This window comes from Catenovulum agarivorans DS-2 (assembly GCF_000568405.1).
GTDB classification, from domain to species: domain Bacteria; phylum Pseudomonadota; class Gammaproteobacteria; order Enterobacterales; family Alteromonadaceae; genus Catenovulum; species Catenovulum agarivorans_A.
Genome location: NZ_ARZY01000048.1, coordinates 12,855 through 27,086, shown reverse-complemented (window position 1 = coordinate 27,086; position 14,232 = coordinate 12,855). Strand labels below are relative to the sequence as shown.

Here is a 14,232-nt window from a genome sequence, read left to right as displayed (position 1 = left end):
AAATTGCACTCGAAAGGTCAACAGGCCCTAGTCTGTTAACCCTCTAACCGCAGTAAATATGTCTGCAAACGAAGGCGCTTTTTGAATTGAAATATTCAGCCTAAGTTTGCGGGCAATATCGCTGGCCGATACTAAACCCCGAATATGTTGTTGCTGGTGATCAACCACTAAACAGTGCTGTACGCCATTTTTCTGCAATGTATTGACGACATCACCAATACAAGACGACACTATGTCTGAATACTCTAGTGCGTGTAATGAATCGCGTGGCCGCATTAAATCTGCAACGGACACTTCATGTTGTTGAAAGCCATTTACCACCATACTGACAACACTTTGTTTGCAGATATCGTCGTAGCTAATTAGGCCGATTAATTCTTTGTTTTGATCAACAACAAGTTTCATTTTTACATGTGAGCGGATCATCTCTTGCTCGGCTGCAAGTGCTGACGTTTGGCTATCTATCATTAACGGTTTGTGTTTTTTAAAATCGGTAAATATTTCGAGTGCAGCAGATCTTAGGTTTATTTCTTTAAACTCTTCAGGCTGTACAAGGTGGTCATGGCTATCAACTGGATACAAAGAAAGATTTTTCATCGCTTATCCCAACTATTTTTATTGGACCCATTATTAAATGCAGTCCGCTTTTGTTAGTTTTGACCAATAGTCGTAAAAATATTTTGAGAGCGTGAAAGTATATTGTCAGTTAGGCGGTTATAGTTATCTAGAGTTCAGGTTAGTTAATAACGATAAGCGTTTTTTTATTTAGAATTCAACTTTATATTTTAAGGAGTGTATACAATGAAATTTAGACTATGGTTTTCGGTTGTGATGTTGATGTGGTTGTCTGGCTGTTCAGTCGCTGATATTGATGATAGGTATCTGTCTAAAGACGCATACAATGGTGTTGAAGCGTTTAATCTTAATACAGGTGACAATATTGCATCGGTCGCACTAAAAGATGGCCAAGGTGAGCAATTTAATTTGCGTAATTTAGCCAACAAACAAAATTTACTTTTGGTGATCTACCGTGGTGAGTGGTGCCCATTTTGTGTTAATCAGCTCGAATCTTTTGAAGCTGTGTTACCTGAGTTGAAAAATCACAATACACGCCTAGTCGCAATTAGCCCAGATGATGAAGCAACAACCAAAAACACGCAGAAGCAATTTGGCCAAGGGTATTTGTTTTTAACCGATCCTGAATTGAAATTTATTGATAGTTTAGGTTTGAAAAAAGATCAAACCACACCACACCCAGCAACCATTTTAGTGAAAAAAGGTGGTGAAGTGGTGTGGTTTTATGTGGATAAAGACTATAAAACTCGCCCTACTGGCGAACAAATTCGCACAGTTTTGCAGAAGTTTTTGTAACTTCATTAGCATCAATCGCTGTGTATTTTATTGGAATAGTGGCTTTGCGTAAACATTTGGATCAAGGTGCTAGTGATGCTGTGTCTGGCAATTATAGTGGCATGGATATAGACAACATGATGGAGTTGTTGAAGCGAAAAATTGACGGTACTGAAGGTTAAAATATCCACAAGGTCAACATCTTGTTTTTTATTCCATTGAAAAAGAACATATTTTGATAATAGGTGTGCTACATAAAAGAATGGATTACTTAGCACACCTGTAAGAATATTTTAGCAACAATCACCCAAACAAAAGCCGCCATCTACTCGAATAGCCGCATTACGCATACCGCTAGATGCATTTGATGCCAAATAATCAATGGCGGTAATCATATCTTGTGGTTGTAAAATTCTACCCATAGGCGTACCAGCCATATTGCTAGATAACTCGCCAATTTGCTCGTCTGTCATACCAGCTTTGGCTTGAATTTCAGTTAAGGTGACGCCTGGACGCAAATGGTTTATACGCACTCCTTGTGCAGCTAACTCTAAATTAATTGAGCCTGTTAAACCTTCAAACGCGGCTTTACTGGCGGAATAAACTGAAGCTGTCGGCCAAGCTTTTTCAACAGCTACGCTAGAGACATACACTACGCTGCACGGGTTAGCCAATACTGGGATAAAACTTTGCAACACACTTCCCCTGTTTTTCTAACCAATAAAAGGTGTTGCCGACAATCACAATAGAGCCTGATACCACAGCACTAATGGGTACAGCTATCACGGCGGCAAATACCATACCTGTAACTTGGTTTACACATTCGTTGTTAGAACAGTTACTAATAGGGCCGTAAACTTTTACTTCCTGTGTCGTTAGTGTGTATGTCCGACTGACCACTTGGCAGTCTTTATCGTAGTATTCAATTTTTTCTGGTACAACGACACATGCTGCTAATACTAGTGGTGCGCAGGCCACCAACAAATTCTTCCAATGCTTAGTTAATTTCACTTGTGTTTTCCTTTCAAAGTGACTTTTAGTCCACCCAAATGCGCTTCATCTAACGTCAAATCTAAGTTATGCCACTTGGCGATACGTGCCACTATAGCTAAACCCATACCATATCCTTGCGAGTTTGGTTGGCGGTAAAAAGGCAGTAAAACTTTATCTCGAATATCTGCCGCTATGCCGTCGCCATCATCACTAATGCTTAGCACCCAAGTTTGTTTAAGTTGTTTGAATTGAATATCAATTTGCTGTTTGCCATAGCGGCAGGCATTGGTGATTAAGTTATTCAGCAACATATTAAAATAGTTAGCATCAACTTGAATATTCGCATGTTCATCAATTGCTAGTTGAATATGTTTGTCTGGGTGTAATTGCATTGCCGTATCAGCTAACTGACTGATTTGTTGCCTTACCGCATATGCTTGTGGTTTTAACGCCACTTGTTGTTGTTCCAAACGGGCAAACTGCAATAGGGTTTCCACTAGATTAGACATTTCATCTAAGTCTCGGCTGAGGCGATTAATATGTTGCAATGCGTCGGCATCGTCTTCAAATTTTTCTTCTAGCCAATCTATCCCAAAGCGCAAGCGTGCTATGGGGGTACGTAAGTCATGCGACACAGCGCGGCTAAGCAATTTATTATCTTCTAACAAGGTTTGAATGCGCTGTGCCATTTGGTTATAACCCACTTCAATTTGTTTAATGTAGCTAAAGTGGCTATTAGGTATGCGCTGGTTCAGTTCACCTCCACCGAACTTATTTAACGCGGCTTGAATAATAAATAAGCGCCGAATCAATGGCGCAGACCACAACATAACTAACAAGGCGATACCTGCATAAAAAGCTAGGGTAAACCATAGTCTGTAGTCTTTTTGCGGTCGTGGCACTGCATCATCTATTGGCAGTGGATAACTTAAACTCATTATCTGCTGTGAATTATTTTTGTCTAACCAGTGCAAAGACATTTGTTGGCTAGATTGCAAAAACAATGGTTCACCTGTTTGAATATGCTTGGTGAGCTCTGCAGGCAAAAAAAACTCAGATAAGTTACTCGATGTGAAAGTTAGCGGTGCTTGTATTTGACTATCAGGTTTTAACTGTTTAGCTAATGCAAATAAAAAGCTTTGATGTTGATTTATTTGAATAGCTTGATGCTGCTGTTGTTGTATTTTTAGGTAGCTATAGTCAAGCAAATAACCCAAACCAATAGCGGCACACAAGGTCACACTAATTAAAGATAAAGTAAAAATACGCATGTTTGTTCGGCCTAATTAAACCTTGTGCCATGCTTCTTGATTAAATAAATAACCCTTAGCACGAATGGTTTTTATCTTTTCAGATGGTTGGGCTGTGTCGCCTAACTTTTTACGTAAACGTGAAATACTGATGTCGATAGAGCGATCAAAACCGTCATATTCCAGTCCTCGCAAGGCTTTTAACAATGTTTCCCGTGAAACAATTTGACCTGCTTGGCTGGCAAGTAACCATAATAGATCAAATTCGTTAGCGGTTAGATCTATCTTATTTTGCTTTAGTTTTACTTCGCGACTAACTTTTTCAATCACCAATTGACCAAATTGTAACTGTTCTGTGTTGGTTGGTTTTTCACGACGCAACAAGGCTTGAATATGCGCGAGCAGAACCCTTGGGCGCACGGGTTTATGCATAAAGTCGCTAACACCTAACTCAAGCCCTTTTATTTCATCGTTATCTTCGCTGCTGGCGGTTAACATTAAGATTGGGGTCGGATGTTGGCCGCGTATATGCTGACAGACTTCAAATCCGCTGAGTTTGGGCAAGTTCAGGTCTAAAATAACTAGGTCGATTGCATGTTGATTAAATAGTTGGATGGCTTGTTCGCCATCCTCCGCATGTAAAATATTAAACTTGTGGCTAATTAAGTAGTCGCTAATCCATTGTGCTAACGAATCATCGTCTTCAACCAATAAGATATTGAGGTTTTCAGTTAAAACAGTCGCCATGTCGAACGCCTTTGTTGCGATTGGTTATACACCCATGCAATTTCAAATCTAAGTTGCATAACAGTCTGTAAAGACTTCATATCTTTAATACTAAATACAACATCTTCAGCACTTTGCACATCGTATTTGTATACGCCTTGTTGCTGACTATTTTGCTGCCAACAGGTTAACGCTTCGGTTGACGAGCTAATAAACAAGCAATACGAACCGATAGAGTTTAGTTGCCAGCTAATATCAACAAGCTGATAGCATGTTTGTCCTTGGTGCAGTGCCACGCAGCGAGCGGGGGTGGCTTGCATTGTGTGTTCTAGTGGCTGTGCTATCGAACTAGGCGTGCTAGCTAAGCAAACAACAAATAATGCACTGGCTAAGTTTATTTTAAACAAGTCCTTGTTCCTTAAAATACATAGCTAACGGAAGATGAAAAAATATGTGCTTCATCATGAATTAACAAAGGGCTATCGGTAATGCCTGACATAAACTTGGTATATCGGTACAAGCCGCGCCACACCCAGTTTTCTCTAATTGGGTAAGTTAAACCAAATTCCGCATTGGCAACAAAACCTGCTTTTGCGCCTGAGTACTCGGGTACTTGCTCGCTTGCTTCTTCGGGTTTTACGTTAAAATAATATTCGCCTGCGTGTCGGCTATGATATGCCACCCCTGCCAATAGGTGTAGATTGAGATTACGTTTTTGCCAGTTTTTACCAACATAAGTTGAAATTGTATTGCCGTCGTGCGTATCACTAATATCTTGTAATGCGCGTACTTCTATCATGTATTCAGGGTGGGAATAGTTTGCTCGCAAACCTAAACTAAAGTCAGCTTCACGTGGTTGTAAACTTGAGTTTTTCCATGTTTCGTTATCGTCATCATCACCCATATCAAAATGCACAGGTGCGCCGATAATATCCACAGACCAATTCGACTCGCTGATTAGGTTGTAACCCATATTAAAGCCGTTGATACCTTCGGCATATGCTTCAATAAAAAAGCCTTTGTATTGATAACGACCGTTAATATTTAAATAAAATTCAGTCGCAAAGCCGGCATCTTGGCTAATGTTTTCTTCTGGATAACCCCAAAGTGGGCTTTTAAAATAGGCAAGACCTAAACCAAGATCTAAAAAACCACCATTTTGATCGGCAGGGATAGATGCGCCACCACGCACGGAATGGCTAATGTCTTCGGCTAGTGCACCTGAGCTACACAGCATAGCAGACGATAAGAATAGGCAGGTGGATAATTTGCGCAAATGTTTCATGTGTTAATTTCCTCATTTCAGATGATTCAATTGTGCGTCACCCGTTCCATTTTTTGTGTATCTGAGTGTAACAGAATAGCCTGTTGCAACAAGCAGTTACAAACTGATACATAACCGAAAGCTTTAGTTACAGTTTACAAGGAACTTTTGGTTAAGCTAATAGCAAGTTAATTGTTACCAGTTCAAATAAAACGGAATCTTTAAATGTTCAATTTTAAATTCAATCCAATTCAGCAAGTGTTGTTTGTCAGTGGTGTGCTGTTTAATAGTTTTGTTATTGCAGCAGACAATGCAGAAACTGAAACTACTGAAACGGCAAGTGAAAAAGCACAACCAACCGAAGAAATACAAGTAGTCGGTAGCCGCCGCGCCTACTATACCCAAATAACTGAAAATGCTGAAAAGCTCACTAGTATGCCAGGCTCAATGGGCGATCCAATAGCGGCTATTTCCGCGTTGCCTGGGGTGATTATTCCAGCATCGGGTGGAGAGCCTGCGGTACGTGGTTCATCCCCAGCTGACAATAGATATTACATCGACGGTATGCCCGCAGGTTATATCTTCCACGAATTTAATACCTCGATATTTGATGCACAAACCATCCAAGACTTTCAACTATATTCAGCGGGTTTTGGCGCGGAATATCAAGGCGCGACAGGGGCTGTGTTTGACGTACGTTTGCGCGACCCTAAAAAGCAGGATATTGCTGTAACCTTGGATGCATCTTTATTACGCGCGGGTGTATTTATTGAAGGACAAGCAACAGAAAACTCCGCTTTTTATTTATCTGCGCGCAAAGGTTTGATCCAATATTTTATGCCAGAGCAAGATGAAGCCGACGAAGATGGCATACGGGTGATAGACCCACCACAAGACAGTGATTATTTGGCCAAATATGTATGGGATATTAATCCACAGCATCAATTAACTTTAATGGCGGTTGGTGCAAGTGATTATGTTGAAGCAGAGTTAACCGATAACTTTGAAATGGTGGCACTTAACCCAGATTTTGCCGGAGATGCCAAAATAGACAATGGTTTTGCTAGCCAAGCTGTTACTTGGTTGTATACACCTAAATCTGGCCATGAAATGCAATGGATTATTGCGCGGTATAAAGATGATATGACTACAGAGTGGGGCGAAGATTATTACGAAACAATCGATTTTGTTGAGCAATATATTAAAGGTAAATACAGCTTTAATTTAACTAATGCGCACACAGTTACATTGGGAGGCGAATACAAAAATACTGAATTTGCTTACGACCTTAATACAGTGCATTTTGTGTGTACAGAGTTTGAAGTGAACTGCCAAGCTAGCAGACGTGATCCGATTCATGTTACCCACAAACTAACCACCAAAGACAGCACTGTATTTATTAGCGACCTCTGGCAAATCAATCAAGATGTCAGTTTAGAAACGGGCTTACAAGCAACACGAAACAGTTATTTAGACGAAACATTTGTTCATCCACGTATGGCGCTTACTTGGCATTTGTCACCCAATTTAACCTTGTTATCATCAGCTGGCCGTTACAATCGGTTTGCCGATATAGGTACAGCCATGCCAGAAATTGGCAACCCAAATATTAAACAACCTGTGTCTAATCACTATACCTTTGGCTTTAAAGGTGAGTTTTTAGAAAACTGGAGTTGGCAAGTCGATAGCTACTATAAAACCTTTGATCGCCTACCTACAGCGCTGCCACAAGATCAAGACCCAGACGACCAATACTATGTGGCACAAACTTCAGGGGATGCCAAAGGGGTCGAATTTTTGTTAAACCGCGATAGAGCAGACAACTGGTATGGTTGGATGTCGCTCAGTTATTCTAGAAGTGAGCGTACTAATAATTTAACGGGGCAAACATCAGACTACCGTCTAGACACACCAGTGGTGTTTAATATGGTGGGTAACTATCAGTTTCACTCAGGCTGGCAGCTCGGTTTTAGGTTTATTGCCAAATCAGGTGAAGCTTATACCCAAGTTGTGGATATTCAACCCAACCCATATTTTGAAGACAAATACATAGGTGTATATGGCGAACCTTATGCCAAACGTTTACCAACTTATGCCAGGTTAGACTTTAGAGCAAGTAAGCCATTTAGCATGTTTGGCAAAGAAGCTGAGTTTTATGTGGATGTAATTAATGCTCTGAATCGACAAAATGTGGTTGAGCGAGATTTAGATTATGTGCGGGTAAATAAAACTGGCGAGCTAGCGATAGAAGAAGAGCAAGATATGGGGATATTTCCTTCAGTTGGTTTAAAGGTGACTTTTTAAACTTGTAATAAATATAAACATAATACTAATATGGCATAAACTTTATCAAGGACGTAGTTATGCCATTGCATGTGTTTAAGTTATTGTCGCTAATTTTGGCTGTTTGCGCTTGTTCGCCACAGCCTGCTACAAGCTACAGTTCAGCCAAAGAAGCAACTTCAACAGAACATTATTTCCCAGAAAAACACATACCAATATATAGAGCACATCAGTTACCACAAACGCAACAGCTAGGTTCATTGCCAATCGTAAAATTAATTGTAAATGGGCAGCAAGGACTATTTGCTTTTGATACCGGCGCCACTCATGCAGTGATCAGCCGAGCGTTTTTGCACAAAATTGCAATAACCGACACGGGCACATACCCAGTTAGAGATGCTGCTAATAACATAGTGCAAGTGGGCAAATTAGCAGCCCTTAAAGTTGCTACTGAAGATGCAACCTCATTTAAAATACTTTACCCAGTAGCTGCGGATATTCCTTATCTAAACAACCTTGGCTTAGATGGTATTGTTAGCCCACAAAGTTTAATCTCACAAAATAATGCCTGTATTCATGTTGATTTGTTAAACAATCAGGCCGTGGTGGCTTCGTTGATGTCTGCGACATGTCAGCTAGACAATGCCGACTATGCAACGTTTGCGTTGTCGCAAGCCAAAATAAAGCAACCTCTGGTGCAATTAACTGTATTGACTGGGAATAAGCAGCATACAGAGCAACTTTATTTAATTGACACAGGTGCAACAACTTCCAGTGTTAGTGGGCGTTATGCACAGCATATATTGTCAGATCACGCTTCTCAAACAGTTGGTCTTGCTGGCAACGTTCAATCAAATAAAATGGCTGGCCCGATAACATTTATGCTTGGTAAAGCAAATCGTCAATTACCGCAAGTTAATGTGTATAACAGAGAAATATCAATATTGGGGATGGATGTGTTAAACACAGCACAAATTGTTATTAAAACCAATGGTGAGTTAGAAATTAAGCTGTAAGCTGTAAGCTGAAAGTTTTTTGTACAAATGTCGGTCTGGTTGGTCATGTGCTTGTAAAAAACCCAAGCTATTTGTTTAAACCGAGGACCGACAGATGACATTGCAACTCAAACAACTATCTTTAGCTTTTGCCACCATTTTTGCTTTAGCTGCTTGTGGGAGCGATACCAGTGTGGACATAAACACAGGCACTGAAAACGACGGCATGGAACAAATGGCCGACGATAAAATGGATGAGAAAAAAGACGACATGACTGCACAATATCAATGTGGACAAAACGATCATCCAAGTGTTGGCCAAACCATGGTGTTTAGTAATTTAGCCCACGATGTTAGTGGCTCGGCACAAATAGTTGATAATTGCACCATTCGAGTATCCGCATTTAATTATGACGGTGGTGGCCCTGCGGTATATTTTTATGGTGGCATTGATGGCGACTACCGCGATGATGGTGCGGGTTTTATTTTAGGCGAAAAGCTCAATGGCACTGTGTATAGCGGCGATACAATCGAAGTAACGCTAGAGTCAGCCACACAACTAGATAAAATGAACGGCCTAAGTGTCTGGTGCGCCGACTTTAACGTTAGTTTTGGTGATGGCTTATTTATGTAGCTGAGTTTTACCTGATTACTTTAATATATTAGGGGGAAGGCTCATTTTAGAGCCAAAATCTTTAATATATTAAAGTGCTATTCGGACTTTTTCTTTAATTGTTTTACCCGTATAATGCTAATTTGTTAATTGTTTACAGTTTGTGTTGTGCGCGATCTAATTATTTACCCCACCAAAATCAAATTTGATAAAGATAGGCTTTATTTTAGTAATAGCGAATCCGCCTTTAAAGATTATTTAATTCTGCAATTTCTTGCATTGTTTACGGGAGGAGTCTGCGGTTATGCTTTAACCATTAGTTTTACCCTAGCTATAATTTCTGCTTTAATTGTTATGTTATGCATGCATATCTATATCAAAAGGGCAGTTAAGCTAAGACATGTGTATGTTAATTTGGCAACAAAGGTCGTGCGGACTGCCAACTCCGGTAGCAAAGAGATAGATTACCCATTGGTAAATCAAGACAAATTCATTAGCTGCAATGAAAGCTTTGTTCCTACTAAATATGGTAGAAGGTATTATATCAATGTATATTTTTTGGTAGAAAACCCAGTTGATGCAATAAAAAAGGGATCAACTGACACTAACAAGCAGGAAATAAAAGTTTTAGTATTAGATAAAAAACTGCTAGATACCAATGTCCTTACTCTTAAACTACTCGATTTTTTAGTTACGGACTACCAACTTAGCCAAAACCTTGAAACTTCATTTAAAAAACTGCGTAAACAAACCGATAAATACGACCAATTAATTTATGGAGAACATATAGGTAAAAGTGCTGGGCAAATGATCATTGTTAAAAGCAAAAAGGCCGCAAAATTTGTATTGCCCGTAATTTTTTATTTCGCGATAGACTGGATTAACTAACCTAATTATTTAAAATAAAGCTGCAACATCCGTAGGAATTTATTATTACAAGGAGTTATCCATGAATAACAAATATCTAGCCCTGGGTATGTTGATAACTTTCGCATTAATTGCGGTTTTTACTGCAATTGCCCACATGTCGTGTATTTATTTAGGGCCAAGTTGTTACCAAGCACAAATGGCCCCGCCAGATCTTATTGAATCAGCACAAAACGGCACATTACTCGCGCCCATTGCGACTGTAATTGTTTCAGCTCTATTCTTAATTTGTGGCTTATTTGCATTGTCAGCTGCGCAAATTATTACAAGGCTACCCTTTTTAACTGCGGCAAGTTATAGCATTTCAGCTTTGTTTAATTAGAGGTTTAGCGACTATTCCCTTGTCGATGATGTTTCCAGAGATGGTCAGCGGTTTTACAATTACCGCTGGTACTAGTTTGTTGCTGGATTAATGTTTCTGTTTGGTTTTCGCATAATTTCCAAACAGAATAATTTAGCATCACAACAAAAAAGCTAATTCTTTTACACTTTTGGTTGGCATCATTTGAGTAATTTTTATAGATATATTTTATTGTTAACAGTATTATGTTGATCTTGTTGTGGTGTTATGCTTTTATATATCACCGTCAGGCTTCAGTAGAAGGAACAAGATCATAATGCAAAGGTTTATTGGATTAATGTTGTTGCTGTGCTCGATGAGTGTTAGTGCAGAGCAAAGTTTACACAAACGTATCGACTTACAAGACCAAGTTATCAGTCAAGTTTATGTGAGTGGTTTTATAACCCTTGAACTCACCCAAAACTCACAACAGTCGGTTGAAATATATTGGCGTAAAAATAGTGTTGACCAGCTGAAAGTTGGCATTGAAGAAAATGAGCAAAATAAACTGCTATTTATTAAAGCGGTGGACAGGGGCTCGGTCGAATCATGGGATAAAACCCCAATTGCCCATGTAATTGTCAACTTAAACAAGCTCAGTCAATTAACTGCGCATCATGCTCATTGGCTAGCGGTTGAAAACTTTACTGACCAAGCTTTAGCGTTAGAAATAACCGGTGAATCTAGAGTCACTTTTAATAACCTCAATTATCAAAACCTAGTAGGGCAAATAAAACATACAGCAACCTTAGTTGTGCGTGATAGCCAAATAAAAATGAATCAATTTAGAGGTTACGGCGCACCTAAAATTCTCTTTCAAAACCACACTGCAGAAATGATTAACGTAGGTTTGTTTGATCATGCGCGCATGAGCATAGAAAACTCCAATACAGCTAGCCTGTATTTAAGTGGCACCTATAAAACGCAAATGCGTTTAAACAAACAATCGAGCGCTGATTTTGTTGCTTTATATGCCTCAGTTGATGCTTTGATGGAACTACAAGATAGCCAAGTAAAAACCGCAGACGTAAAAGTAACCCACAATGGCAAAGTTAACTTAGGCAACGTAGAGGTATTGACGGTAAATGGGTTAAATCAAGGAATGGTTAGTTATCAAGGGAAAGCGATAGTTAAGACAGATTTAAAAGATAAAGCTCAGGTAAAAGCGGTGGGACTTTGACTATCAATAAACAATGGCAAGGTGACGCGCCCATTTATAAGCAGCTCGCCGACAAGCTCAAAAATGCGATTGTGGAAGGCGCTTTTGCCGAAGGTGATGCTTTGCCTTCAGTGCGTGTTATCTGTTCAGACTTAAATATTAACCATATTACTGTGTCAAAAGCGCTGCATGAATTATTAGCAGCAGGCTTAATTGAAAAGAGAAGGGGGCTCGGCATGTTTGTTGTAGAAGGCGCAATAGAATCATTAAAACAAGCGCAGCGACAGCAATTTTTTCAGCAAGAATTACCACAAATCTGGCAAAAAATCGTTCGTTTAGAGATTGAATCAGAGCATGTGGTGGATTGGATAAACAAGCAGCAGGAGGGAGCGCATGACTAAATTAATTGATGCCCAAAATCTAATTAAAAAATATGGCAAAAAAACAGTCTTAAATGGGCTGAATTTTCAAATAGGCCAAGGCGAAATTGTTGGGGTTATTGGCACCAATGGCGCGGGGAAAACCAGCTTACTAAAAAGTTTATTAGGGCTAACACCCTATCAAGGTGAGGTGACTGTATGCGGTTATACCCCAGCGAAACAACGTACTCAGCTGATGTCGAAAGTGAGTTTTATCTCCGACACCAATACCTTGCCGCATTGGATTAGCGTATCTCAGTTATTTGAATATATGCAAACTATGCATCCTAATTTTGATATCAATTTAGCTCGGCATTTTTTGCAAGGCTCAAGTGTTACAGAGCAACTAAAAATATCGGAAATGTCTAAAGGTATGGTCACTAAACTGCACTTGGCTTTGGCAATGGCAGTTAAATCTGAACTACTGGTATTAGACGAACCAACCCTTGGGCTAGACATAGTACACCGCAAAGCTTTTTATCAAAATTTGTTAGACGACTATTTTGATAAACACAACACCATAGTAGTGACCACCCATCAAATAGAAGAGATAGAACACATACTCACGCGGGTTATTTTTATTGATGCTGGCACCATTATGGCTGACTTTGGTATTGAGGATATTGAAGCTAGATTCGTCCAATTGCATAGCACCAGCGCAATAGATTTTACTCAGCACAGCTTTCAACCTTTGGCAACTTTAGGTGGCGTCACTGAAAAACGTTATTTATTTGATGGTGTCACGGCAGATGAACTGAACCAACTGGGAAACACATCGACCCCTTCGTTGGGTGACTTGTTTGTCGCTATGACCCAAGTTAATAAATCACAAAACTCTGCAAAAGGTAGCCAAGGAGCAGCGGCATGAAACAAATAGTAATGCAATTTAAGCGGGAGTTTTGGGAGTTAAAACATATTAGTTTTAACGCACCTTTCGCTATTTCCGCTACGCTTACAGGTTTGGCTTGTGCTTGGCTGTTGTTAATTACCTTCAGTGGCAACTTACAGTTTTCGATAACCGATCAAGTTATGTTGTCAGCAAAAAGTAATAACAAAATCACATTGTTATTTGATAGCGAACAAGCTGACTCAGCTTTGAGCGAGGTCGAACGCGAATTTAAGTGGTTGGCTAGCCCTGTGTTGCAATCTAACCCTGAACTTATTCGCTATGAATACGAAAATCTTAATGACACCAAGCGATATCACAAACCACAACATGCGTTAAAAGATGATATTGAAAACCGCATTACTCAAACTACAGATTTGTTTGAATTAATGCTGATGGGCTTGCTGATCATTCCACTCACTATGGGGTTAGTCGCCAATAAAAAAGACCAAAGTTTGTTGTTTTGGCGTTCATTGCCTGTGTCTGATTTTCAAATTATTACCACTAAATTTATTTATGTGTTTTTGGTTATCCCCTGTATTTATTTGTTAGCGACTTATTTAGGACTCAGCCTATTTTTAATTTTATGGACTGTTATTGAAATGGCGAAAAGCAGTGCTGACATAGTGGCTGTCTATCCGGTTGCTTGGATGGCTTTAGTTGAATTAGGGATGTTGGCTCCTGCATTTTTCTTTAAGCTATTTTGGTTTTTGCCTGCGTATGCCTTGTTACTCGCTATGTTTATGTTGGTATCTAGGTATAAATCACTGCCTGCGATTATGCCTGCATTTGTTATGTTGATTTTAGCTGTAGAACGGATGTTATTTGATACACCTTGGCTGAACAATACCATCAAAGAATATTTCAGTAGCGGTTTAACCCATAGCCAACATATTAAATGGACTGTGTTGTGGGGTGATAACTTCCCACCTGTTGATTACAGTCAGCTCACAGCTTGTATTGTTGCCGCCATATTGCTCATTGCTGCGGTCATTAAACTTAGACAAAAACAGCAAGCATAGGGGGT

The 14,232-nt window shown here is 39.6% G+C and carries 17 protein-coding genes and 1 pseudogene; 11 read left to right on the top strand and 7 right to left on the bottom strand.

Going from position 1 to position 14,232, the window contains the following annotated elements; genetic code table 11:
• Window positions 1-27: 27 nt before the first annotated feature.
• Window positions 28-597: a CBS domain-containing protein gene (locus tag DS2_RS17715; RefSeq protein ID WP_035016308.1), complete on the bottom strand. Its 570-nt coding sequence runs from the start codon at window positions 595-597 to the stop codon at window positions 28-30.
• A 204-nt stretch (window positions 598-801) separates the two neighbouring features.
• On the opposite strand from DS2_RS17715, the gene DS2_RS20095 reads away from it, so the two are divergent.
• Together DS2_RS20095 and DS2_RS21005 are read left to right on the top strand one after the other, a co-directional pair.
• Window positions 802-1,371, top strand: coding sequence for a peroxiredoxin-like family protein (locus tag DS2_RS20095; protein WP_051479984.1), 570 nt, complete (start codon window positions 802-804; stop codon window positions 1,369-1,371).
• Window positions 1,372-1,543: 172 nt separating this feature from the next.
• A pseudogene (locus DS2_RS21005) lies at window positions 1,544-1,636 on the top strand (type II toxin-antitoxin system RelE/ParE family toxin); the annotation flags it as partial.
• Between the two features lie 7 nt (window positions 1,637-1,643).
• Here DS2_RS21005 and DS2_RS17705 read toward each other — a convergent pair.
• Genes DS2_RS17705 through DS2_RS17680 form a run of 6 tightly spaced genes read right to left on the bottom strand, consistent with a single transcriptional unit; the run spans window position 1,644 to window position 5,604 of the window.
• On the bottom strand, window positions 1,644-2,045 hold the full coding sequence (locus tag DS2_RS17705) for an SDR family NAD(P)-dependent oxidoreductase (protein ID WP_235188639.1): 402 nt from the start codon (window positions 2,043-2,045) through the stop codon (window positions 1,644-1,646).
• Window positions 2,017-2,361, bottom strand: coding sequence for a hypothetical protein (locus DS2_RS17700; protein ID WP_035016306.1), 345 nt, complete (start codon window positions 2,359-2,361; stop codon window positions 2,017-2,019). The genes DS2_RS17705 and DS2_RS17700 overlap by 29 nt, the downstream gene beginning before the upstream one ends.
• A complete protein-coding gene (locus DS2_RS17695; protein WP_051479983.1) occupies window positions 2,358-3,614 on the bottom strand; it encodes an ATP-binding protein in 1,257 nt (418 codons plus the stop codon). The genes DS2_RS17700 and DS2_RS17695 overlap by 4 nt, the downstream gene beginning before the upstream one ends.
• A gap of 15 nt (window positions 3,615-3,629) precedes the next feature.
• On the bottom strand, window positions 3,630-4,340 hold the full coding sequence (locus DS2_RS17690; protein ID WP_035016305.1) for a response regulator transcription factor: 711 nt from the start codon (window positions 4,338-4,340) through the stop codon (window positions 3,630-3,632).
• Entirely contained in the window at window positions 4,325-4,726 is a 402-nt protein-coding gene (locus DS2_RS17685) for a DUF3019 domain-containing protein (RefSeq protein ID WP_051479982.1), read from the bottom strand. The genes DS2_RS17690 and DS2_RS17685 overlap by 16 nt, the downstream gene beginning before the upstream one ends.
• Window positions 4,727-4,737: 11 nt before the next feature.
• A complete protein-coding gene (locus tag DS2_RS17680; RefSeq protein WP_035016304.1) occupies window positions 4,738-5,604 on the bottom strand; it encodes a MipA/OmpV family protein in 867 nt (288 codons plus the stop codon).
• Between the two features lie 204 nt (window positions 5,605-5,808).
• Between DS2_RS17680 and DS2_RS17675 the strand changes: the two genes are divergently transcribed.
• The 9 genes from DS2_RS17675 to DS2_RS17635 all read left to right on the top strand — a co-directional run bounded on the left by DS2_RS17675 (window position 5,809) and on the right by DS2_RS17635 (window position 14,227).
• Window positions 5,809-7,887 (top strand): TonB-dependent receptor plug domain-containing protein, encoded by a 2,079-nt coding sequence (locus tag DS2_RS17675; RefSeq protein WP_081754327.1) that lies wholly within the window; start codon window positions 5,809-5,811, stop codon window positions 7,885-7,887.
• Window positions 7,888-7,946: 59 nt separating this feature from the next.
• Complete coding sequence (locus tag DS2_RS17670) at window positions 7,947-8,882, top strand: aspartyl protease family protein (protein ID WP_035016303.1); 936 nt, start codon at window positions 7,947-7,949, stop codon at window positions 8,880-8,882.
• A 94-nt stretch (window positions 8,883-8,976) separates the two neighbouring features.
• Window positions 8,977-9,495: a DM13 domain-containing protein gene (locus DS2_RS17665; RefSeq protein ID WP_035016302.1), complete on the top strand. Its 519-nt coding sequence runs from the start codon at window positions 8,977-8,979 to the stop codon at window positions 9,493-9,495.
• Between the two features lie 147 nt (window positions 9,496-9,642).
• Complete coding sequence (locus DS2_RS17660; RefSeq protein WP_035016301.1) at window positions 9,643-10,362, top strand: hypothetical protein; 720 nt, start codon at window positions 9,643-9,645, stop codon at window positions 10,360-10,362.
• 61 nt (window positions 10,363-10,423) lie between these two features.
• On the top strand, window positions 10,424-10,723 hold the full coding sequence (locus DS2_RS17655) for a hypothetical protein (protein WP_051479981.1): 300 nt from the start codon (window positions 10,424-10,426) through the stop codon (window positions 10,721-10,723).
• Between the two features lie 295 nt (window positions 10,724-11,018).
• Window positions 11,019-11,921, top strand: a complete 903-nt coding sequence (locus DS2_RS17650; RefSeq protein ID WP_152537641.1) for a GIN domain-containing protein — start codon at window positions 11,019-11,021, stop codon at window positions 11,919-11,921.
• Complete coding sequence (locus DS2_RS17645) at window positions 11,918-12,301, top strand: GntR family transcriptional regulator (protein WP_235188638.1); 384 nt, start codon at window positions 11,918-11,920, stop codon at window positions 12,299-12,301. Before DS2_RS17650 ends, DS2_RS17645 begins: the two co-directional genes overlap by 4 nt.
• Window positions 12,294-13,187: an ABC transporter ATP-binding protein gene (locus DS2_RS17640; RefSeq protein ID WP_035016298.1), complete on the top strand. Its 894-nt coding sequence runs from the start codon at window positions 12,294-12,296 to the stop codon at window positions 13,185-13,187. Before DS2_RS17645 ends, DS2_RS17640 begins: the two co-directional genes overlap by 8 nt.
• Window positions 13,184-14,227, top strand: a complete 1,044-nt coding sequence (locus tag DS2_RS17635; RefSeq protein ID WP_035016297.1) for a hypothetical protein — start codon at window positions 13,184-13,186, stop codon at window positions 14,225-14,227. Before DS2_RS17640 ends, DS2_RS17635 begins: the two co-directional genes overlap by 4 nt.
• Window positions 14,228-14,232: the final 5 nt, after the last annotated feature.

Coding starts and splice junctions, on each gene's coding strand:
- DS2_RS17690 (WP_035016305.1), bottom strand. CDS start 4,340: ATGGCGACTGTTTTAACTGAAAACCTCAATATCTTATTGGTTGAAGAC.
- DS2_RS17655 (WP_051479981.1), top strand. CDS start 10,424: ATGAATAACAAATATCTAGCCCTGGGTATGTTGATAACTTTCGCATTA.
- DS2_RS17675 (WP_081754327.1), top strand. CDS start 5,809: ATGTTCAATTTTAAATTCAATCCAATTCAGCAAGTGTTGTTTGTCAGT.
- DS2_RS17640 (WP_035016298.1), top strand. CDS start 12,294: ATGACTAAATTAATTGATGCCCAAAATCTAATTAAAAAATATGGCAAA.
- DS2_RS20095 (WP_051479984.1), top strand. CDS start 802: ATGAAATTTAGACTATGGTTTTCGGTTGTGATGTTGATGTGGTTGTCT.
- DS2_RS17680 (WP_035016304.1), bottom strand. CDS start 5,604: ATGAAACATTTGCGCAAATTATCCACCTGCCTATTCTTATCGTCTGCT.
- DS2_RS17695 (WP_051479983.1), bottom strand. CDS start 3,614: ATGCGTATTTTTACTTTATCTTTAATTAGTGTGACCTTGTGTGCCGCT.
- DS2_RS17670 (WP_035016303.1), top strand. CDS start 7,947: ATGCCATTGCATGTGTTTAAGTTATTGTCGCTAATTTTGGCTGTTTGC.
- DS2_RS17665 (WP_035016302.1), top strand. CDS start 8,977: ATGACATTGCAACTCAAACAACTATCTTTAGCTTTTGCCACCATTTTT.
- DS2_RS17715 (WP_035016308.1), bottom strand. CDS start 597: ATGAAAAATCTTTCTTTGTATCCAGTTGATAGCCATGACCACCTTGTA.
- DS2_RS17635 (WP_035016297.1), top strand. CDS start 13,184: ATGAAACAAATAGTAATGCAATTTAAGCGGGAGTTTTGGGAGTTAAAA.
- DS2_RS17650 (WP_152537641.1), top strand. CDS start 11,019: ATGCAAAGGTTTATTGGATTAATGTTGTTGCTGTGCTCGATGAGTGTT.